12 protein-coding genes are annotated in these 16,717 nt (G+C 72.6%); 10 read left to right on the forward strand and 2 right to left on the reverse strand.

Going from position 1 to position 16,717, the window contains the following annotated elements; all coding sequences use genetic code 11:
• Positions 1 to 85: 85 nt before the first annotated feature.
• The 6 genes from AB0D45_RS32655 (at position 86) to galE (ending at position 9,026) form a co-directional block, all read left to right on the forward strand.
• Positions 86 to 3,796, forward strand: a complete 3,711-nt coding sequence (locus tag AB0D45_RS32655) for an Rne/Rng family ribonuclease (protein ID WP_362465897.1) — start codon at positions 86 to 88, stop codon at positions 3,794 to 3,796.
• A gap of 281 nt (positions 3,797 to 4,077) precedes the next feature.
• Complete coding sequence (rplU, locus tag AB0D45_RS32660; protein ID WP_007264039.1) at positions 4,078 to 4,398, forward strand: 50S ribosomal protein L21; 321 nt, start codon at positions 4,078 to 4,080, stop codon at positions 4,396 to 4,398.
• 13 nt (positions 4,399 to 4,411) lie between these two features.
• A complete protein-coding gene (rpmA, locus tag AB0D45_RS32665; protein ID WP_007264038.1) occupies positions 4,412 to 4,666 on the forward strand; it encodes a 50S ribosomal protein L27 in 255 nt (84 codons plus the stop codon).
• A gap of 171 nt (positions 4,667 to 4,837) precedes the next feature.
• Complete coding sequence (gene obgE, locus AB0D45_RS32670; RefSeq protein ID WP_361609761.1) at positions 4,838 to 6,283, forward strand: GTPase ObgE; 1,446 nt, start codon at positions 4,838 to 4,840, stop codon at positions 6,281 to 6,283.
• A 72-nt stretch (positions 6,284 to 6,355) separates the two neighbouring features.
• On the forward strand, positions 6,356 to 7,993 hold the full coding sequence (locus tag AB0D45_RS32675) for a glycosyltransferase family 2 protein (protein WP_362465901.1): 1,638 nt from the start codon (positions 6,356 to 6,358) through the stop codon (positions 7,991 to 7,993).
• A 16-nt stretch (positions 7,994 to 8,009) separates the two neighbouring features.
• Positions 8,010 to 9,026 (forward strand): UDP-glucose 4-epimerase GalE, encoded by a 1,017-nt coding sequence (galE, locus tag AB0D45_RS32680; RefSeq protein WP_362465904.1) that lies wholly within the window; start codon positions 8,010 to 8,012, stop codon positions 9,024 to 9,026.
• A gap of 111 nt (positions 9,027 to 9,137) precedes the next feature.
• Here the strand turns inward: galE and AB0D45_RS32685 are convergent, their stop codons facing one another.
• Positions 9,138 to 10,319, reverse strand: a complete 1,182-nt coding sequence (locus AB0D45_RS32685) for a glycosyltransferase (RefSeq protein ID WP_361610106.1) — start codon at positions 10,317 to 10,319, stop codon at positions 9,138 to 9,140.
• Positions 10,316 to 13,186, reverse strand: a complete 2,871-nt coding sequence (locus tag AB0D45_RS32690; protein ID WP_362465907.1) for a bifunctional glycosyltransferase family 2 protein/CDP-glycerol:glycerophosphate glycerophosphotransferase — start codon at positions 13,184 to 13,186, stop codon at positions 10,316 to 10,318. The genes AB0D45_RS32685 and AB0D45_RS32690 overlap by 4 nt, the downstream gene beginning before the upstream one ends.
• Positions 13,187 to 13,344: 158 nt before the next feature.
• On the opposite strand from AB0D45_RS32690, the gene AB0D45_RS32695 reads away from it, so the two are divergent.
• From AB0D45_RS32695 to AB0D45_RS32710, 4 genes are all read left to right on the forward strand, one after another.
• Positions 13,345 to 14,319 (forward strand): glycosyltransferase family 2 protein, encoded by a 975-nt coding sequence (locus AB0D45_RS32695; RefSeq protein ID WP_361610108.1) that lies wholly within the window; start codon positions 13,345 to 13,347, stop codon positions 14,317 to 14,319.
• Positions 14,319 to 14,780 (forward strand): GtrA family protein, encoded by a 462-nt coding sequence (locus AB0D45_RS32700; RefSeq protein ID WP_362465910.1) that lies wholly within the window; start codon positions 14,319 to 14,321, stop codon positions 14,778 to 14,780. The genes AB0D45_RS32695 and AB0D45_RS32700 overlap by 1 nt, the downstream gene beginning before the upstream one ends.
• 79 nt (positions 14,781 to 14,859) lie before the next feature.
• On the forward strand, positions 14,860 to 15,987 hold the full coding sequence (gene proB / locus AB0D45_RS32705; protein ID WP_361610110.1) for a glutamate 5-kinase: 1,128 nt from the start codon (positions 14,860 to 14,862) through the stop codon (positions 15,985 to 15,987).
• 82 nt (positions 15,988 to 16,069) lie between these two features.
• Positions 16,070 to 16,465, forward strand: a complete 396-nt coding sequence (locus tag AB0D45_RS32710; RefSeq protein ID WP_361610111.1) for a hypothetical protein — start codon at positions 16,070 to 16,072, stop codon at positions 16,463 to 16,465.
• Positions 16,466 to 16,717: the final 252 nt, after the last annotated feature.

The raw sequence follows: 16,717 nt of genomic DNA on the forward strand, positions 1-16,717 counted from the left end.
CTCGGTGCGCTCCAGCGCGGCACGGGCCACGCACTCGCTGACCAGCAGCATGTTGCGCAGGTCCAGCGCCAGGTGCCAGCCCGGGTTGAACTGCCCGACCCGCAAGTCCGCGCCGGAGGCGCCCGCAGAGGCGGCCCCCGCCGCGCCGGTCGCGGAGGAGGCTCCGGCCGCTCCCGCTCCGCGTGCCCGTCGCCGTGCCACCCGTGCGGTGGCCGCTCCGGCCGCCGAAGCCGTCGAGGCCGCCGAGGTCGTCGAGGCCGTCGCGGAGCCGGCTGCCGCCCCCGCGGTGGAGGAGGAGGCTCCGGCCGCTCCCGCTCCGCGTGCCCGTCGCCGTGCCACCCGCGCCGTAGCCGCCCCGGCCGCTGCCGAACCCGTCGAGGTCGTCGTGGAGCCGGCCCCGGCCGCTGCTCCCGCCGCCGAGGAGGCTCCGGCCGCGCCGGCTCCGCGTACCCGCCGCCGTGCCACCCGCGCCGTCGCCGCCCCGGCCGCCCCGGCCGTCGAGGAAGCGGAGGAGGCGGAGGAGGAGCAGGCCCCGGCCGCCGCAGTGGAGGCCCCGAAGGCCACCCGTACCGTCGCCGACGCCGTGGACGCCCCGAAGCGCGGCCGTCGCCGCGCCACCCGTTCCTCCGCCCCGGCCGCTCCCGCTGCCCCTGCCGCCCCGGCCGCCCCCGCGCAGCCGGCCGCCGCCGAGCCGGAGGCCGCCCCGTCCGGCCGCCGCCGCGCCGTGCGCCCCTCCGTGGCCGTCTTCCAGGCCCCGGTCTTCGCCGAGCCGATGTTCCAGACCCCGGAGACCGCCGCCCTCGCCGCCGCGGCCGCTGCCGCCGCCTCGGCGGAGGAGGCCGAGGAGGTCGAGGAGGAGACCGAGGCCGAGGCCGAGGTCCAGGCTCCCGCCCCGCAGCCGGCCGGCCGTCGCCGCCGCCGTCGCGGTGGTGTCGAGCCCGTGGCCCCGGCCGAGCCGGAGGCCGTGGAGGAGGAGCCGGAGGCTGAAGCCGCCGAGTTCGACGAGGACGAGACCGACGAGTCGGGCGAGCGTCCCTCGCGCCGTCGCCGCCGTGGCGGCCGCCGTCGCCGCCGCGGCGAGGCAGCCGACCTGGACGAGTCCGCGTACGAGGAGGGCGAGGCCGCCGCGTCGGAGGCCGAGTCCCGCGAGGACGAGCACGAGGACGACGAAGACGAGGCGGAGGAGGCCCTCGGGTCCGCCTCCAGCCGCCGTCGCCGCCGTCGCCGTCGTCGTAGCGGTGACGGTGCCGTCGAGGTCGAGGCGGGCGAGGAGGACGGTGTCCGCACCGTGCTCAAGGTCCGCGAGCCGCGCCCGGCGCGCGAGAAGGCCGAGCCGTCCGACGAGGTGCAGTCCATCAAGGGCTCGACCCGTCTGGAGGCGAAGAAGCAGCGCCGCCGCGAGGGCCGTGAGCAGGGCCGCCGCCGCGTGCCGATCATCACCGAGGCCGAGTTCCTGGCCCGCCGTGAGGCCGTCGAGCGCGTGATGGTGGTCCGCCAGGCCGGCGAGCGCACCCAGATCGGCGTCCTCGAGGACAACGTGCTCGTCGAGCACTACGTCAACAAGGAAGAGGCCACCTCGTACGTCGGCAACGTCTACCTGGGCAAGGTCCAGAACGTGCTGCCGTCGATGGAGGCCGCCTTCATCGACATCGGCAAGGGCCGCAACGCCGTCCTGTACGCCGGTGAGGTCAACTTCGAAGCGCTCGGCATGGCCAACGGGCCGCGCCGCATCGAGTCCGCCCTGAAGTCCGGCCAGTCCGTGCTGGTCCAGGTCACCAAGGACCCGATCGGCCACAAGGGCGCCCGCCTGACCAGCCAGGTCTCGCTGCCGGGCCGCTACCTGGTCTACGTGCCCGAGGGTTCGATGACCGGCATCAGCCGCAAGCTGCCCGACACCGAGCGCGCCCGGCTGAAGACCATCCTCAAGAAGATCGTCCCCGAGGACGCGGGCGTCATCGTGCGCACCGCCGCCGAGGGGGCGAGCGAGGACGAGCTGCGCCGTGACGTCGAGCGTCTGCAGGCCCAGTGGGAGGACATCCAGAAGAAGTCGAAGCAGATCACGACCTCTTCGCCGAGCCTGCTGTACGGCGAGCCGGACATGACCGTCCGCGTCGTGCGCGACATCTTCAACGAGGACTTCTCGAAGGTCATCGTCAGCGGTGACACCGCCTGGGAGACCATCCACGGCTACGTGAACCACGTGGCTCCGGACCTGGCCGACCGGCTGTCGCGCTGGACCTCCGAGGTCGACGTGTTCGCGACGTACCGGATCGACGAGCAGCTCGCCAAGGCGCTCGACCGCAAGGTGTGGCTGCCCTCGGGCGGTTCCCTCGTGATCGACAAGACCGAGGCGATGATCGTCATCGACGTCAACACCGGCAAGTTCACCGGTCAGGGCGGCAACCTCGAGGAGACCGTCACCAGGAACAACCTGGAGGCGGCCGAGGAGATCGTGCGCCAGCTGCGGCTGCGCGACCTGGGCGGCATCGTCGTCATCGACTTCATCGACATGGTCCTGGAGTCCAACCGCGACCTGGTGCTGCGGCGCATGCTGGAGTGCCTGGGCCGCGACCGTACGAAGCACCAGGTGGCCGAGGTCACCTCGCTGGGCCTGGTCCAGATGACCCGCAAGCGGGTGGGCCAGGGTCTGCTGGAGTCCTTCTCCGAGACCTGTGTCCACTGCAACGGCCGCGGTGTGATCGTGCACATGGAGACCCCGACCGCGGTCGGCGGCGGTGGCAACGGCAAGCGCTCCAAGCGCCGCGCCGGCCGCGCCCTGGAGCACGAGCACGAGCACGAGCTGGAGACGGCCGGGACCGTCGAGGCCGAGGTGCTGGAGGCCGAGACCGAGACCGAGGCCGAGGTGGCCGCGGAGCTCGCCGCGCCGCGGGCGCTGCCGGAGCCGGCGTTCGCGCCGGACGAGGAGCTGTACGGCAGCGCGGCGGAGGCCGAGGCCGCCGCCGGCGTCAGCGGGCGCCGCAACCGCCGCCGTGCCACCCGCAAGGCGACCGCTCCGGCGGGCGCGCCGCGTGGTGCCCGGTCCGCCGCTCCGGAGCCGGTGACCCCGGTGGTGGAGGCCGAGCCGGTCACCGAGCCCGCCGACACGGTGCTGGAGCCGGCCACCGAGGTCGTCGCCGAGGCCGTGGAGGCCGCGGAGACGGTCGAGGCCGCGCCGGCCGCCCCGGTGGAGGAGGCCGCGCCGAAGGGCCGTACCCGTCGCCGGGCGACCCGTAAGGCGACGGCCGCGGAGCCGGAGCCGGTCGTGGCCCCGGAGCCCGTGGCCGAGGCCGAGCCGGAGCCCGAGCCCGAGCCGGTCGTGGAGGCCGTCGCGGAGCCGGTCGCCGTGCCCGTGGTCGAGGAGCCGGTCGTCGCGCCCGAGCCCGTGGTCGCCGAGACCCCGGCCGAGCCCGTCGTGGCGGCCGCACCGGCCCGTCCGCGCCGTCGTGCCGTACGCAGGGCCACCGCGCCCGCCGGTGCGGCGGAGGCGGCCGTCGTGGTCGTCGAGGCCCCGGCCGCCGAGCCCGCGCCGGTGGAGGCGCAGGCCCCGGCCGAGACCGGAGCCGAGGCCGAGGCCGAGGCCGAGGCGCCGGCTCCCGCCAAGAAGGCCACCCGCAAGGCTCCGGCCAAGAAGGCGGCCACCACGGCGAAGAAGGCCCCGGCCAAGAAGGCGGCGGCCGCCAAGAAGACCGTCGCGAAGAAGGCGACGGCGAAGAAGACCACGGCGAAGCGGGCCACGAAGAAGACCGCGGCGGCGGAGCAGAGCGCTCCGTCCGTCTCGGCTCCGACCGAGGACTGATCCGTACCGTGACCGTGGACCCCGCCTCCGGGCGGGGTCCACGGTGCCGCGGGGCCCGGTTTGACCCTCCGGAACCAGCCCCGTAACCTAGACCGTCGGCGTGTCTTGAACGATTACCCGTTCAGCGTGCGTCGCGCTCCTGAGCACCTTCCTCCTGTACGCCCGCGCGAGCGGGTGGGTCGCGGGAGAGGCCGCTCGTCCAATTCCGGATCACCGTGGGCCCCGGCCCGCGTGAGCGGCTGGCTTCAGGAGCATCCGTCCCGAGTGAGAGAGAGATCCGCGTGTACGCCATCGTGCGCAGCGGTGGTCGCCAGCACAAGGTTGCTGTCGGCGACATCGTTGAGGTTGACAAGATTTCCACTGCCAAGGCTGGCGACACGGTCGAGCTCTCGACCCTGCTCGTTGTCGACGGCGACGCCGTGACCAGCGACCCGTGGGTGCTGGCCGGGATCAAGGTCACGGCCGAGGTCGTGGACCACACCAAGGGCGCCAAGATCGACATCCTGCGCTACAAGAACAAGACCGGCTACCGCCGTCGCCAGGGTCACCGCCAGCAGTACACGGCGATCAAGGTCACCGGTATCCCCACGGCTGCGAAGTAAGAGGGACTGAGACATGGCACACAAGAAGGGCGCATCGTCCACCCGGAACGGGCGCGATTCCAACGCTCAGCGGCTCGGCGTGAAGCGCTTCGGCGGTCAGGTCGTCTCCGCCGGCGAGATCCTCGTCCGCCAGCGCGGCACCCACTTCCACCCGGGTGCGGGTGTCGGTCGCGGTGGCGACGACACGCTGTTCGCGCTGCTGCCGGGTGCGGTGCAGTTCGGCACGCACCGTGGCCGCAAGGTCGTCAACATCGTTCCGGCCGCCTGATCCAGCTTCCCGCTGCATCACACGCGTTCGTAACATCCCGAGGGCGGATCTCAGCTCTTCCCGGCGCATGCCGGGAAGAGGGGTCCGCCCTCGGCGCGTTGTCACATAGACACGTTTAATGGGCAGCAAGGTCTGCCCGGGACATTCCCGTATGTATCTGGAGGAACACCCATGACCACCTTCGTGGACCGCGTCGAGCTGCACGTCGCCGCGGGTAACGGGGGCCACGGCTGCGCCTCCGTACACCGGGAGAAGTTCAAGCCGCTCGGCGGCCCCGACGGCGGCAACGGCGGCCGTGGCGGCGACGTCATCCTGGTGGTGGAGCAGGCGATCACCACCCTGCTGGACTACCACCACAGCCCGCACCGCAAGGCCACCAACGGCAAGCCCGGCGAGGGCGGCAACCGCTCCGGCAAGGACGGCCAGGACCTGGTCCTGCCCGTGCCGGACGGCACCGTCGTCCTCGACAAGGAGGGCAACGTCCTCGCCGACCTCGTCGGCCAGGGCACCACCTACGTCGCCGCCGAGGGCGGCCGTGGCGGCCTCGGCAACGCAGCGCTCTCCTCCGCCCGCCGCAAGGCCCCCGGCTTCGCGCTCCTCGGCGTCCCCGGCACCACCGGCGACATCGTCCTGGAGCTGAAGACCGTCGCCGACGTGGCGCTGGTCGGCTTCCCGAGCGCCGGCAAGTCCTCGCTGATCTCCGTGCTCTCCGCCGCCAAGCCGAAGATCGCGGACTACCCCTTCACCACGCTCGTCCCGAACCTGGGCGTGGTCACGGCCGGCTCGACCGTCTACACCATCGCCGACGTCCCGGGTCTGATCCCCGGCGCCAGCCAGGGCAAGGGCCTCGGCCTGGAGTTCCTGCGCCACGTCGAGCGCTGCTCCGTGCTGGTGCACGTGCTCGACACGGCCACCCTGGAGTCGGACCGCGACCCGCTCGGCGACCTCGACCTCATCGAGGAGGAGCTGCGGCTCTACGGCGGCGGTCTGGAGAACCGTCCGCGCCTCGTCGTGCTGAACAAGGTCGACATCCCCGACGGCCAGGACCTCGCCGAGATGGTCCGCCCGGACCTGGAGGCCCGCGGCTACAAGGTCTTCGAGGTGTCCGCGGTGGCCCGCACGGGCCTGAAGGAACTGTCGTACTTCCTCGCCGAGGTCGTGGCGAAGGCGCGGGCCCGCAAGCCCAAGCAGGAGGCGACCCGTATCGTCATCCGGCCGAAGGCCGTGGACGACACCGGCTTCACCGTCGCCTACGACGAGGTGGAGGAGGTCTACCGGGTGCGCGGCGAGAAGCCGGAGCGCTGGGTGCGCCAGACCGACTTCAACAACGACGAGGCCGTCGGCTACCTCGCCGACCGGCTCAACCGCCTCGGTGTCGAGGACGCGCTGCGCAAGGCCGGTGCCAAGGCGGGCGACGGCGTCGCCATCGGCTCCGAGGAGAACGCGGTCGTCTTCGACTGGGAGCCGACCGTGATGGCCGGCGCCGAGATGCTGGGCCGCCGCGGTGAGGACCACCGTATGGACGCCCCGCGTCCGGCCACCCAGCGCCGCAAGGAGAAGGACGCCCGGCGCGGGGACAGCGCCCAGCAGGAGTACGACGAGTTCCGTCCCTTCTGATGCGGTTCCCCGGACGCGTGACGCCGTGCTCGCCCGAACGCGGCTCCACGCCGTTCGCCTAGGATCCTGCGGGTGAGCAGCAGCCATTCCAGCAGTGACACCCCCGCGGCCCCCGGCGTCTCGGTGGTGGTGATCGCGTACAACGACGCCGGGCTCGTGGGCGAGGCCGTCTCCTCGGCCCTCGCCCAGGGCCCGGTGGTCGCCGAGGTCATCGCCGTGGACGACGCCTCCTCGGACGGGACCGGGCGCGTGCTGGACGAGCTGGCCGCGGCCCACCCGCGGCTGAGGGTCGTGCACCGCACGGAGAACAGCGGCGGCTGCGGCACCCCCCGCAACGACGGAATTGCCGCCGCACTCTCCCCGTACGTGCTGTTCCTGGACAGTGACGACGTCCTGCCGCCGGGCGCCGCCGAGGCGCTGCTGCGGGCGGCCGAGGAGCACCGGGCGCCGGTCACGGTCGGCGCGTGCGTGCGCCGCGAGCTGCCGGAGGGCCGCGAGGTGCCCTGGATGCCCGGCCTGTACACGCCGGGCGAGGTGATCGAGCGGCCCGCCGACCGGCCCGAGCTGGTCCGCGACACCCTCTGCGTCAACAAGCTGTACGAGCGGGCCTTCCTGGAGGAGCACCGGATCCGCTTCCCCGACGGCCGGTTCGTGTACGAGGACTTCGTCTTCACCTCCCGCGTCCTGGCGGCCGCCCCCCGGATCGCGGTCATCGGCGACCTCGTCTACGTCTGGCACGTGCGCCGCAGCGCCGCCCGGGTGTCGATCTCCCTGGACCGCAAGGACGTCGGCAACTGGCGCTCCCGCGTCGAGGCGCACCGCACCGCCTCCCGCACCCTCGCCGCCGCCTCCCCGGAGCTGGGGCGCGCCTGCCAGGTGAAGTTCCTGGACTACGACCTGCGGATGTACCTGCGGGAGCTGGGCCGGGACCCGGAGTACCGGGCCGCCTGGTGGACGCTGACCCGTGCGTACCTGGCGGGCTTCGACCCCGCCGACGTCGAGGCGGCCCCCGCCCGCGCCCGCTGGGCGGCGCGGGTGCTCGCGGCGGCCGAGGCGCCGCCCGGCGACGTGGAGCGGCTGATGCGCTTCGCCGCCGAGCCGGCCGGGCTGCTGCCCCCGTACGCCCGTGACGCGGCGGGGCGGCCGGTGTGGAGCGCGGAGCTGCCGGTGCCGCTGGACGGGCTCGACGCCCTGCCGGTGTCCGAGCTGCCCGTCTGCGTCGACGCCGAGCCCGCCGGGGGCGCCGCCGTACGGATCCGGGTGCGCGACCTGTACGGGCGGCTCGCCGCGGCCGGTCCGCAGACCGTCCGGCTGAGCTTCCCGCCCCGGGCGGGGGGCGATCCCGTGCTGGGGCCTCCGGTGGAGCTGCGCGCCGCCGCCGACGGGGACGGGTGGACCGCCGAGGTGCCGTTCCGGCCGGCCGGGCTGGCCGCCGAGGGGCGCCGCCGGGGGCTGCGCGGGATGCAGGCCTGGGACGTCCGGGTGGGCGTGGGCTGCGCCGACGGGAGCGCCCTGGTCACCTCCCTGCGCCCCCTGGGCGGACTGCTGCGCCGCAGGGCCCTGCCCAGCAGCCGGTACGGTGTTCTGCTGGCGCAGCCCTACCGCACGGCCGCCGGGGCGCTGGCCGTGCGCCTCGCGCCCGGTGCCGGGGGCGCGCTGACCTTCGTACGCAACCGCCTCGACCGCGCCCGCACGCGCAGGTCACGCTAGAGCTCGGGAGATACGCATGACATTTCTGATCACCGGTGGCGCCGGCTACATCGGCGCGCACGTCGTCCGGGCGATGCTGCTCGCTGGGGAGCAGGTCGTGGTCTTCGACGACCTCTCCACGGGCAGGGAGGAGCGCGTACCCGAGGGCGTCCCGCTGGTGACGGCGTCGGTGCTGGACCGCCTCGCCCTGGACCAGGCCCTCACCGAGCACAGGATCACCGGCGTGGTGCACCTGGCGGGCAAGAAGCAGGTCGGCGAGTCCGTCGAGAAGCCGCTGTACTACTACCGCGAGAACGTCCAGGGCCTCACGGTGCTGCTGGAGGCCGTGGCGCAGGCCGGGATCCGCAACTTCCTCTTCTCCTCCTCCGCCTCCGTGTACGGCATGCCGGACGTGGACTCCGTCACCGAGGAGACCCCGTGCCGGCCGCTGAGCCCGTACGGCGAGACGAAGCTGGCCGGTGAGTGGCTGGTCCGTGCCGCCGGCAAGGCGCACGGCATCTCCACCGCCTGCCTGCGCTACTTCAACGTGGCGGGCGCGGCCACCCCCGAGCTCGCCGACACGGGGGTCTTCAACCTGGTCCCGATGGTCTTCGAGCGCTACGACGCCGGCGAGGGCGCCCGCATCTTCGGGGACGACTACCCGACGCCGGACGGCACCTGCATCCGCGACTACATCCACGTCGAGGACCTCGCGGACGCCCACGTGGTGGCCGCCCGCCGGCTGGCCGAGTGGGGGGCGGCGGGGGAGTACAAGGACCTCACCGTCAACATCGGCCGCGGCGAGGGCGTGTCCGTGAGGGAGATGGTGGAGCTGCTGAACACGGGCACCGGGCACAGCTACGCGCCCGTCGTCACCCCGCGCCGTCCCGGTGACCCGGCGAAGGTCGTGGCCTCCGCCGACCGGATCGCGGCCGAGCTGGGCTGGAAGGCGCGGCACGACGTCCGCGAGATGATCACCTCGGCGTGGGCGGGCTGGGAGGCCAACCGCACGTCCGCCCACCGGGACCACCACAAGGACATCCACACGGTCTGACCCACCCGGCCCCGCCGCGCAGGGGGCTGCGGCCCGCCAGGTCGCCGTGTACGGAAGCCGCCCGCCCCGGACCGGGTCCGGGGCGGGCGGCTTGCGTACGTACGGCGGTGGTCAGCGGTCGAGGAAGGCGAACAGCGCTTCCCACCGGTCGGTGATCTCCTCGGGCGCGTAGCGCCGCACGTTGCGGAAGGCCTCGTCGCCGAGCGCCTCGCGCGTGTCGCGGTCCGACATCAGCGTGTCGAGGTGCCCGGCCAGCTCCATCGTGTTGCCCAGGCGGGCCAGCAGGCCGTCCTCGCCGTGCCGCACGATCTCGCGCACGCCCGGCGCGCAGTCGAAGGCGGCCACGGGCAGGCCCGCCGCCATCGCCTCCAGCAGGGTGATCGGGAACCCCTCGGCGCGGGAGGCCTGGGCGAAGACGGAGGCCTCGCGCAGCGCGCCGAGGACGTCGCAGGTGCTGCCCATCCACTCCACGGAGTCGTCCAGGCCGAGCGAGGTGCAGTGCGCCCGCAGGGTCGCCTCCTCGGTGCCCGCGCCGTAGATCCGCAGGGTCCAGTCGGGGTGGCGCGGGACCGCGTCCGCCCACGCGTCGAGCAGCAGGTCCACGCCCTTCTCGAAGGCGAGGCGGCCCACGCTCGCGACGACCTTGGCGGTACGGGGAGCGGGGGAGTCCGGCGTGAACGGCAGCGGGTTCGGCATGCTGTCGACGTTCTGCATGCCGGCCCGGATCCACAGGTCCGCGTCCTCCGGGGTGAGCACCAGCATCCGGTCGGCCTCGGGGTAGAAGCGGCGGACCCGCTCGCCCCGGCTGGACTTGTGGCTGGCCTCGAAGGACTCGTGGCTCATCCCGATGACCGACAGCCCCTTGGTGTCGGCGAGGGCCACCCACTCCATCGCCCAGACCTGCGTGACGATCACCACGGCGCCGGGCCGGGCCGCGCGGAACAGGGCGCTCAGCGTCTCCGCCTTGGCCCGCATCAGGGCCCGCCGGGCCGCCTGGCGGCGCCGCTCGGGCGCGTTGAGGCGGCCCTTGATGCCGTGGAGCCTGCGGGCCTTCGGCGGGTGGGTCTCGTACAGGGTCGTCATCTCGTACGGGAGGCCGTCGGGCAGCTGCTGTCGGATCTCCGCGGCGACGGGCGCGATGCCGACGACGTGCACCCGGTGGCCGCGGTCGGTGAAGAGCCGGGCCATCTGGTGCGACCAGGTGGTCACACCGCCCAGCTCGTCCACGCTGTTGGAGACGAGGAAGATGTCGCGGCCGCCCGGCGCGTCGGACTCGTGGGGCTGCTGGCTCACTTGCCGCTCCTGGTGAAGAACTTCTCGACGATCCGGCGGGCGGCGTCCCCGCGGTCGTACTCCCCGAACTCGGTGAGGAAGCGCCGGCGGGCCTCCGCGTACTTGGCGTCGGCCTCGTCGAAGGCGGAGACGGCCTGCATCAGCTCGTCCGCCGTGGCCACCACCGGTCCCGGCGCCTTCTCCTTCAGGTCGAAGTAGGTGCCGCGGATGTCCGTCGCGTACTTCTCGTAGTCGTAGGCGAAGAACAGCATCGGCCGGTCCAGCACCGCGTAGTCGAACATCACGGACGAGTAGTCGGTGATCAGCCCGTCGGCCAGCGCCAGCAGCGGGGTGATGTCGTGGTGCCGGGACACGTCGATCACCCGGCCGGCCACCGACGGCGGCAGCGAGACGCTGTTGAGGTAGTGGGTGCGCACCAGCAGCGTGAAGCGGTCGCCGAGCCGGTCCGCGAACTCCTCCACGTCGAAGGGGAACTCGAAGCCCTCCACCGTGCCGTCGGCGGCCGCCCGGAAGGTCGGCGCGTACAACAGCACCCGCTTGTCCGGGTCGATGCCCAGCTCCGCGGCGAGCGGACCGCGCACGCGCTCACCGCTGTCCGTCTCGGCGCGGTGCGCCTCGACGAGGGCGTCGTTGCGCGGGTAACCGGTGCGCAGCAGCACCTCGTCGCGCAGCCGGAAGCCCCGGGCGAGGGTGCGCACGTCGTGCTCGGAGCGGACCAGGAAGTGGTCGAAGCGGTCGACGGCCGCCTGGAGGCGGTCCTGCGCCGGCCGGCCCTGCGCCTTGGTGCGGGGCTCGTGGAAGCCCATCCGCTTGAGCGCGGAGCCGTGCCAGGTCTGGATGTACGTGGTCCCCGGGCGCTTGCGCAGCGCCAGCGGGAAGCCCTGGTTGTCGACCCAGTACTCGGCCTGGGCCAGCGCCCGCAGGTAGGGCCAGCTCCAGCGCCGCACCAGGGTGGCGCCTTCGGGGAAGCCGGTGGGCTTGCCGCCCGCGTAGGACCAGATCGCCTCGAAGGGCGCGCCCTGGCGGACCATCTCCTCGTAGATCGCCCTCGGGCTGTCGCTGTACTGCTTGCCCATGTGGCTCTCGAAGACGACCGTGCCCTTCTTGACCGGCAGCTTCGAGAAGACCTCGTGGTAGACCTTCACCTTCTGCTCGCCCGAGCCCAGGTTGCGGCGGGCCCTCAGGGCCCGGCGCAGGCTGCGCTTGACCACGCCGGCGGCCTTGCCGTGCATGGCGCTGCTGATCAGCTTCTGGGTGCGTACGGCCGGGGCGCCCTCGGCGGTCAGGACGTAGGAGAGGTTGCCCTTCTTGGTGATCTCCGGCTGGAAGCGGTCGGAGACCAGCCGGGTCAGGCGCGGGCGCACCCGCAGCCGGGCGGCCGACTCCAGGTCGACCCCGCCGGCCGACACGCGGGTGGTGATCCGGTCGCCGCCGGCGGTCAGCTTCAGGCGCACGTCCCAGACGGCGTCGATGATGCCGAGCGGGCGGACGGTGCTGCCGATGTCGGCCGTGGCGGTCCACTCGATCGTGTCACCGGCGTGGCGCACGGTTGCCGCCGGGAAGCTGAAGGAGCGCACCCCGATCTGCCGGCGGGCCCGGAACTCCAGGGAGGCCTTGAGCGCGGTGCCCTCCTTGATGCGGCCCAGGGGGTTCACGACGGCGCCGGACAGCGTGACGGTGCCGCGCCCGTCGTCCTCGTACGAGGTCAGGCGGTTGCCCAGGATCAGGGAGGAGAGCGGGGCCGTGTGGAAGCCCTGCTCGGTGACGTCCAGTATCCGGCGGCCCTCGGCGTCGTCGAGGTGGGCGCCGCACCAGTAGACGCGGCCGTCGCGCTCGGCGAGGGGGGAGGACAGCCGGCCCTTGTTGGTCATCGCGTCGGCGGCCGGGAGGAGGTTGTCCCAGTCCTCCTTGCCGAGCAGGTAGGCGCAGATGGCCTGGAGGTGGTTGACGCTCTCGTAGGCCGCCGGGTCGATGCCGGCCAGGTAGCCGTTGGCGAGCCGGGCGAACTCCCGGCGGTACTCGTCGCCCAGCAGCGGCAGGTCGCGCAGGTGCAGGACCAGGTCGTGCTTGAGGAACTTGGCGTCCTTCGCGGTCCTGATGGCGGTGTGGCCCTCGGCCGCCAGCAGCTCGTCGACCCGGCGGTGGATCTCCATCCGGTGGACGAAGTTCTCGATCTCGTGGCGCCGGTTGCTGATCGACTTCGACTGGGCCTTCTCGACCACGTTCCAGAAGTAGACGTGGTTCGGGATCAGGGTGATGCGCCGGGCGGCGACGTAGGCCTGGGCCGAGAACAGCAGGTCCTCGTAGTGGATGCCGACGGGGAACTCCAGGCCCTGTTCGAGCAGGAAGGAGCGCCGGTAGCACTTGTTGGTGGAGAGGGTGTCGTAGACCAGCAGGTCCGGGTACTCGGTGATCGACTCCAGCGTGCGGGTGTGGGAGTAGATCCACGGGTACCACTCCGTGGTCTTGCCCCACCGGTTGTCGAGGTGCACGCGCACGCACATGCCCGAGACCAGGTCGGAGCCGGTGCGCTCGGCGGCCGCCAGCATGTTCCGGCAGGCGTTGCGCTCCAGTACGTCGTCGCTGTCCAGGAACATGACGTAGCTGCCGGTGGCCTGCCGGATGCCGTGGTTGCGGGGCGCGCCGCAGCCGCCGCTGTTCTCGGGCAGCCGGAAGGCGCGCACGCGTCCCGGGTGCGCGGCCTCCAGCTCCTGGGCGACCGCGTAGGACCGGTCCTTGCTGCAGTCGTCCACGATCACGACTTCGACCCCGCGCAGGGTCTGGTCCAAAACCGACTGGACGGCTGTCGGAAGACGCTCTGCGTCGTTGTAGACGATGACGACCACGGAGACGTCAGGCACGTGCACCTCGATCCCTTCGTTCCATTCCGCTTATTCAGTCAAAGCTACCGTGTGCGGCACGCGACTCGGGCAGGCCGGCCACCGGCGTGCATACTTCTAAGGAAGAGGTGAGTGGCGGGTCCGGTCGCCGACAATCACCCGTAAGGACGCAGCAGGAAGTGCTCATGACCAAGCTGTCGGTAGTTGTCCCCTGTTACAACGAAGAAGCCGTCATCGACCGGTTCGACGCCGAGATCCGCAGGGTCCTGGACGCCCTGCCCGTCGAGTACGAGGTCTGCTACGTCGACGACGGCAGCCGTGACGGGACCCTCGGCAAGCTCCGCAAGATCGCCGCCGAGCACGGGGAGCAGACGCGGTACGTCTCCTTCAGCCGGAACTTCGGCAAGGAGGCGGGCATGCTCGCCGGGCTGCGCGAGGCCACCGGCGACGCCGTGGTGATCATGGACGCGGACCTCCAGCACCCGCCGGAGCTGATCGCCACCATGCTGGAGCACTACCGGCAGGGCCACGACCAGATCATCGCCCGGCGCACCCGCGAGGGTGACAAGAAGGTCCGCTCCGCTCTCAGCCGCCTCTACTACCGCGGGGTCAACCGCTGGGTGGACGTGGAGCTCACCGACGGGGTCGGCGACTTCCGGATGCTCTCGCGCCCCGCCGTCGACGCCCTGCTCGCGCTCCCCGAGTACAACCGCTTCTCCAAGGGCCTCTTCTCCTGGATCGGCTTCGACACCGTCCACTTCGACTACCAGAACGCCCAGCGCGAGGCCGGCGAGACCAAGTGGAAGTTCGGGTCCCTGCTGAACTACGGCATGGACGGGCTGATCTCCTTCAACAACAAGCCGCTGCGCCTCGGGATCTGGCTCGGCGTGTCGCTGGTGGCGCTGACCGGCCTGTACGCGCTGTGGATCACCGTCATGGCCATCACCCACGGCATCGACTCGCCCGGTTACGTCACGATCGTCGCCATGATCGCCGGTATCGGCGGCATGCAGATGATCATGCTGGGGCTGATCGGCGAGTACATCGGCCGCATCTACTACGAGAGCAAGCGCCGCCCGCACTTCCTGGTGAAGGAAGCGCACGGGGCCGAGCGGGTGCCCGGCATCTCCGAAGCCGTGATCGCGGAGCGCAGCCGCTGATGGGCGACCGCGACGGCCGGCGCGGGCAGCTCGGCCAGATCTTCCGGTTCGCCCTCGTGGGCGGGGTGAACACCGGCACCTTCTTCGGCATCTACCTGCTGCTGCACCCGTGGATGCCCTACTTCGCCGCGTACACGCTGGCCTTCCTGCTGTCGATGGTCGGGTCGTTCTTCATGAACACCTACTTCACCTACCGCACCCGGCCCACCTGGAAGAAGTTCCTCCTCTTCCCGCTGACGAACGTCACCAACTACGTCATCCAGTCCGCGGGCCTCTACGCCCTCGTCACCTGGGCGGGGATGGACACCCGGATCGCGCCGCTCGTCGCGGCCGTCGTCGCCATCCCGTTCACCTTCCTCCTCTCGCGCAGGATCCTGATCCCGGGCACCGGCGGCCGCGCCGGTGCCGCCTCCGGGCCGGAGCCCGAGCGGGTGCCGGGGTGCTCCTCGTCCACGGTCTGAAACCGGCGGGCGGGCCCGGCGCCCCACCCCGTAGCCTGGGCCGGTCGCACGGATCGGTCGGTTTGGTGAGGGGAAAGACGTGTCAACGGCTAGGCAAGGTGTCGTGGACGCCCGCAGGATCGTGGTCAAGGTCGGCTCCTCCTCCCTGACCACCGCGGCGGGCGGACTCGACGCCGACCGCGTGGACGCGCTGGTCGACGTACTCGCCAAGGCCCGCAGCGGCGGGGAGAAGGAGATCGTCCTGGTCTCCTCCGGAGCCATCGCGGCGGGCCTCTCCCCGCTCGGCCTGGCACGCCGCCCCAAGGACCTCGCCCGGCAGCAGGCCGCCGCCAGCGTCGGACAGGGCCTGCTCGTCGCCCGGTACACCGCCTCCTTCGCCCGCTACGGCGTCCGCGTCGGCCAGGTCCTGCTGACCACCGACGACACCAGCCGGCGCGCCCACTACCGCAACGCCTACCGGACCCTGGACCAGCTCCTCGCCATGGGAGCCCTGCCGGTGGTCAACGAGAACGACACCGTCGCCACCGACGAGATCCGCTTCGGCGACAACGACCGGCTCGCCGCCCTCGTCGCCCACCTCGTCCGCGCCGACCTCCTCGTCCTGCTCTCCGACGTCGACGGGCTCTACGACGGCGACCCGTCCCTGCCGGGCACCACCCGCATCGACGAGGTGCGCGGTCCCGAGGACATCGCCCACGTCTCCATCGGCAGCGCCGGCAAGGCGGGCGTCGGCACCGGCGGCATGGTCACCAAGGTCGAGGCGGCGCGGATCGCCGCCGCCGCCGGGATCCCGGTGGTCCTCACCTCCGCCAGCCAGGCCGCCGACGCGCTGGCCGGCCGCGAGACCGGTACGCACTTCCACGCCACCGGCCGCCGCTCCGCGGACCGGCTCCTGTGGCTCCAGCACGCCTCCACCCCGCAGGGGCACCTCGTGCTGGACGACGGAGCCGTCCGCGCGGTCACCGAGCGCGGCAGCTCCCTGCTCGCCGCCGGCATCGCCGCCGTCGAAGGCGACTTCAGCGCGGGCGACCCCGTGGAACTGCGCGCCGCCGACGGCCGCGCCGTGGCCCGGGGCCTCGTGAACTTCGACGCGAAGGAACTCCCGCAGCTCCTCGGCCGCTCCACCCGTGAGCTTGCGCGGGAGCTCGGACCTGCGTACGAGCGGGAAGTCGTCCACCGCGACGATCTGGTGCTGCTGCAGGGCTGAGATCCGGCAAAACCGCCGCGCGGCGGGCGGGGGACTGGTCAACTGTGTGGGGCGGACACGTGTAGCGCAGACAGGAGGCGGGCTGGTGAGACGAGCGCTGACCAGCGTGGGCGGCGGTGGGGACGAGCAGGCCGAGGTCTCCCGGCTGTGGCACATCACCCTGAGCGTCTCCGGCAAGCCGGCGCCGCTGTCCGAGGTGCGGCGCGGGCTGGAGCAGCTCGCGCACGACCACCCCTTCCTGCTGACCAGCCGGTACGCCGACGACCACGCGGAGATCCGGTACTGGGAGGAGGCCCGCGACCTCCACGACGCGGCGGCCGTCGCGCTGCGGCTCTGGGGCGAACACCGCTCCTCGGCGCAGCTGCCGCCGTGGGAGATCGTCGGCCTGGAGGTCATCGACCGCCCGACGTACCACCAACGCGTGGCGGAAGGCTACGGCCCACCCCCGGCCCACCCGGTGGGCGTGCACCCCTACTAGACGCGGGCCTCGCACCGCTCAGCGCTGGCGCGCTTCTCGGGCTTCGGCCCGCTGCGACAGCCTCCGGCCGTCGGATCCGGGGCGGGGCCGGTTCGGGTGGCTGGTGCCGGTGGTCGGGTGCGGGTGGTCGGCCGCTGCGCGGGGCCGGCCCCTCCCCGCCCTTCAACCGTTCTCGCCTCAGACGCCGGCGGGGCTACGGATACGGCGCTACCGCGCCCGCGCCTCAGACGCCGGCGGGGCTGGAAGTGCGCT

Source organism: Streptomyces sp. NPDC048352, from assembly GCF_040651895.1.
GTDB lineage: Bacteria > Actinomycetota > Actinomycetes > Streptomycetales > Streptomycetaceae > Streptomyces.

What these genes read in the sequence shown, in the direction of transcription:
- obgE (WP_361609761.1), top strand. Translation starts at nt 4,838, where the DNA reads ATGACCACCTTCGTGGACCGCGTCGAGCTGCACGTCGCCGCGGGTAAC.
- AB0D45_RS32695 (WP_361610108.1), top strand. Translation starts at nt 13,345, where the DNA reads ATGACCAAGCTGTCGGTAGTTGTCCCCTGTTACAACGAAGAAGCCGTC.
- AB0D45_RS32700 (WP_362465910.1), top strand. Translation starts at nt 14,319, where the DNA reads ATGGGCGACCGCGACGGCCGGCGCGGGCAGCTCGGCCAGATCTTCCGG.
- galE (WP_362465904.1), top strand. Translation starts at nt 8,010, where the DNA reads ATGACATTTCTGATCACCGGTGGCGCCGGCTACATCGGCGCGCACGTC.
- rpmA (WP_007264038.1), top strand. Translation starts at nt 4,412, where the DNA reads ATGGCACACAAGAAGGGCGCATCGTCCACCCGGAACGGGCGCGATTCC.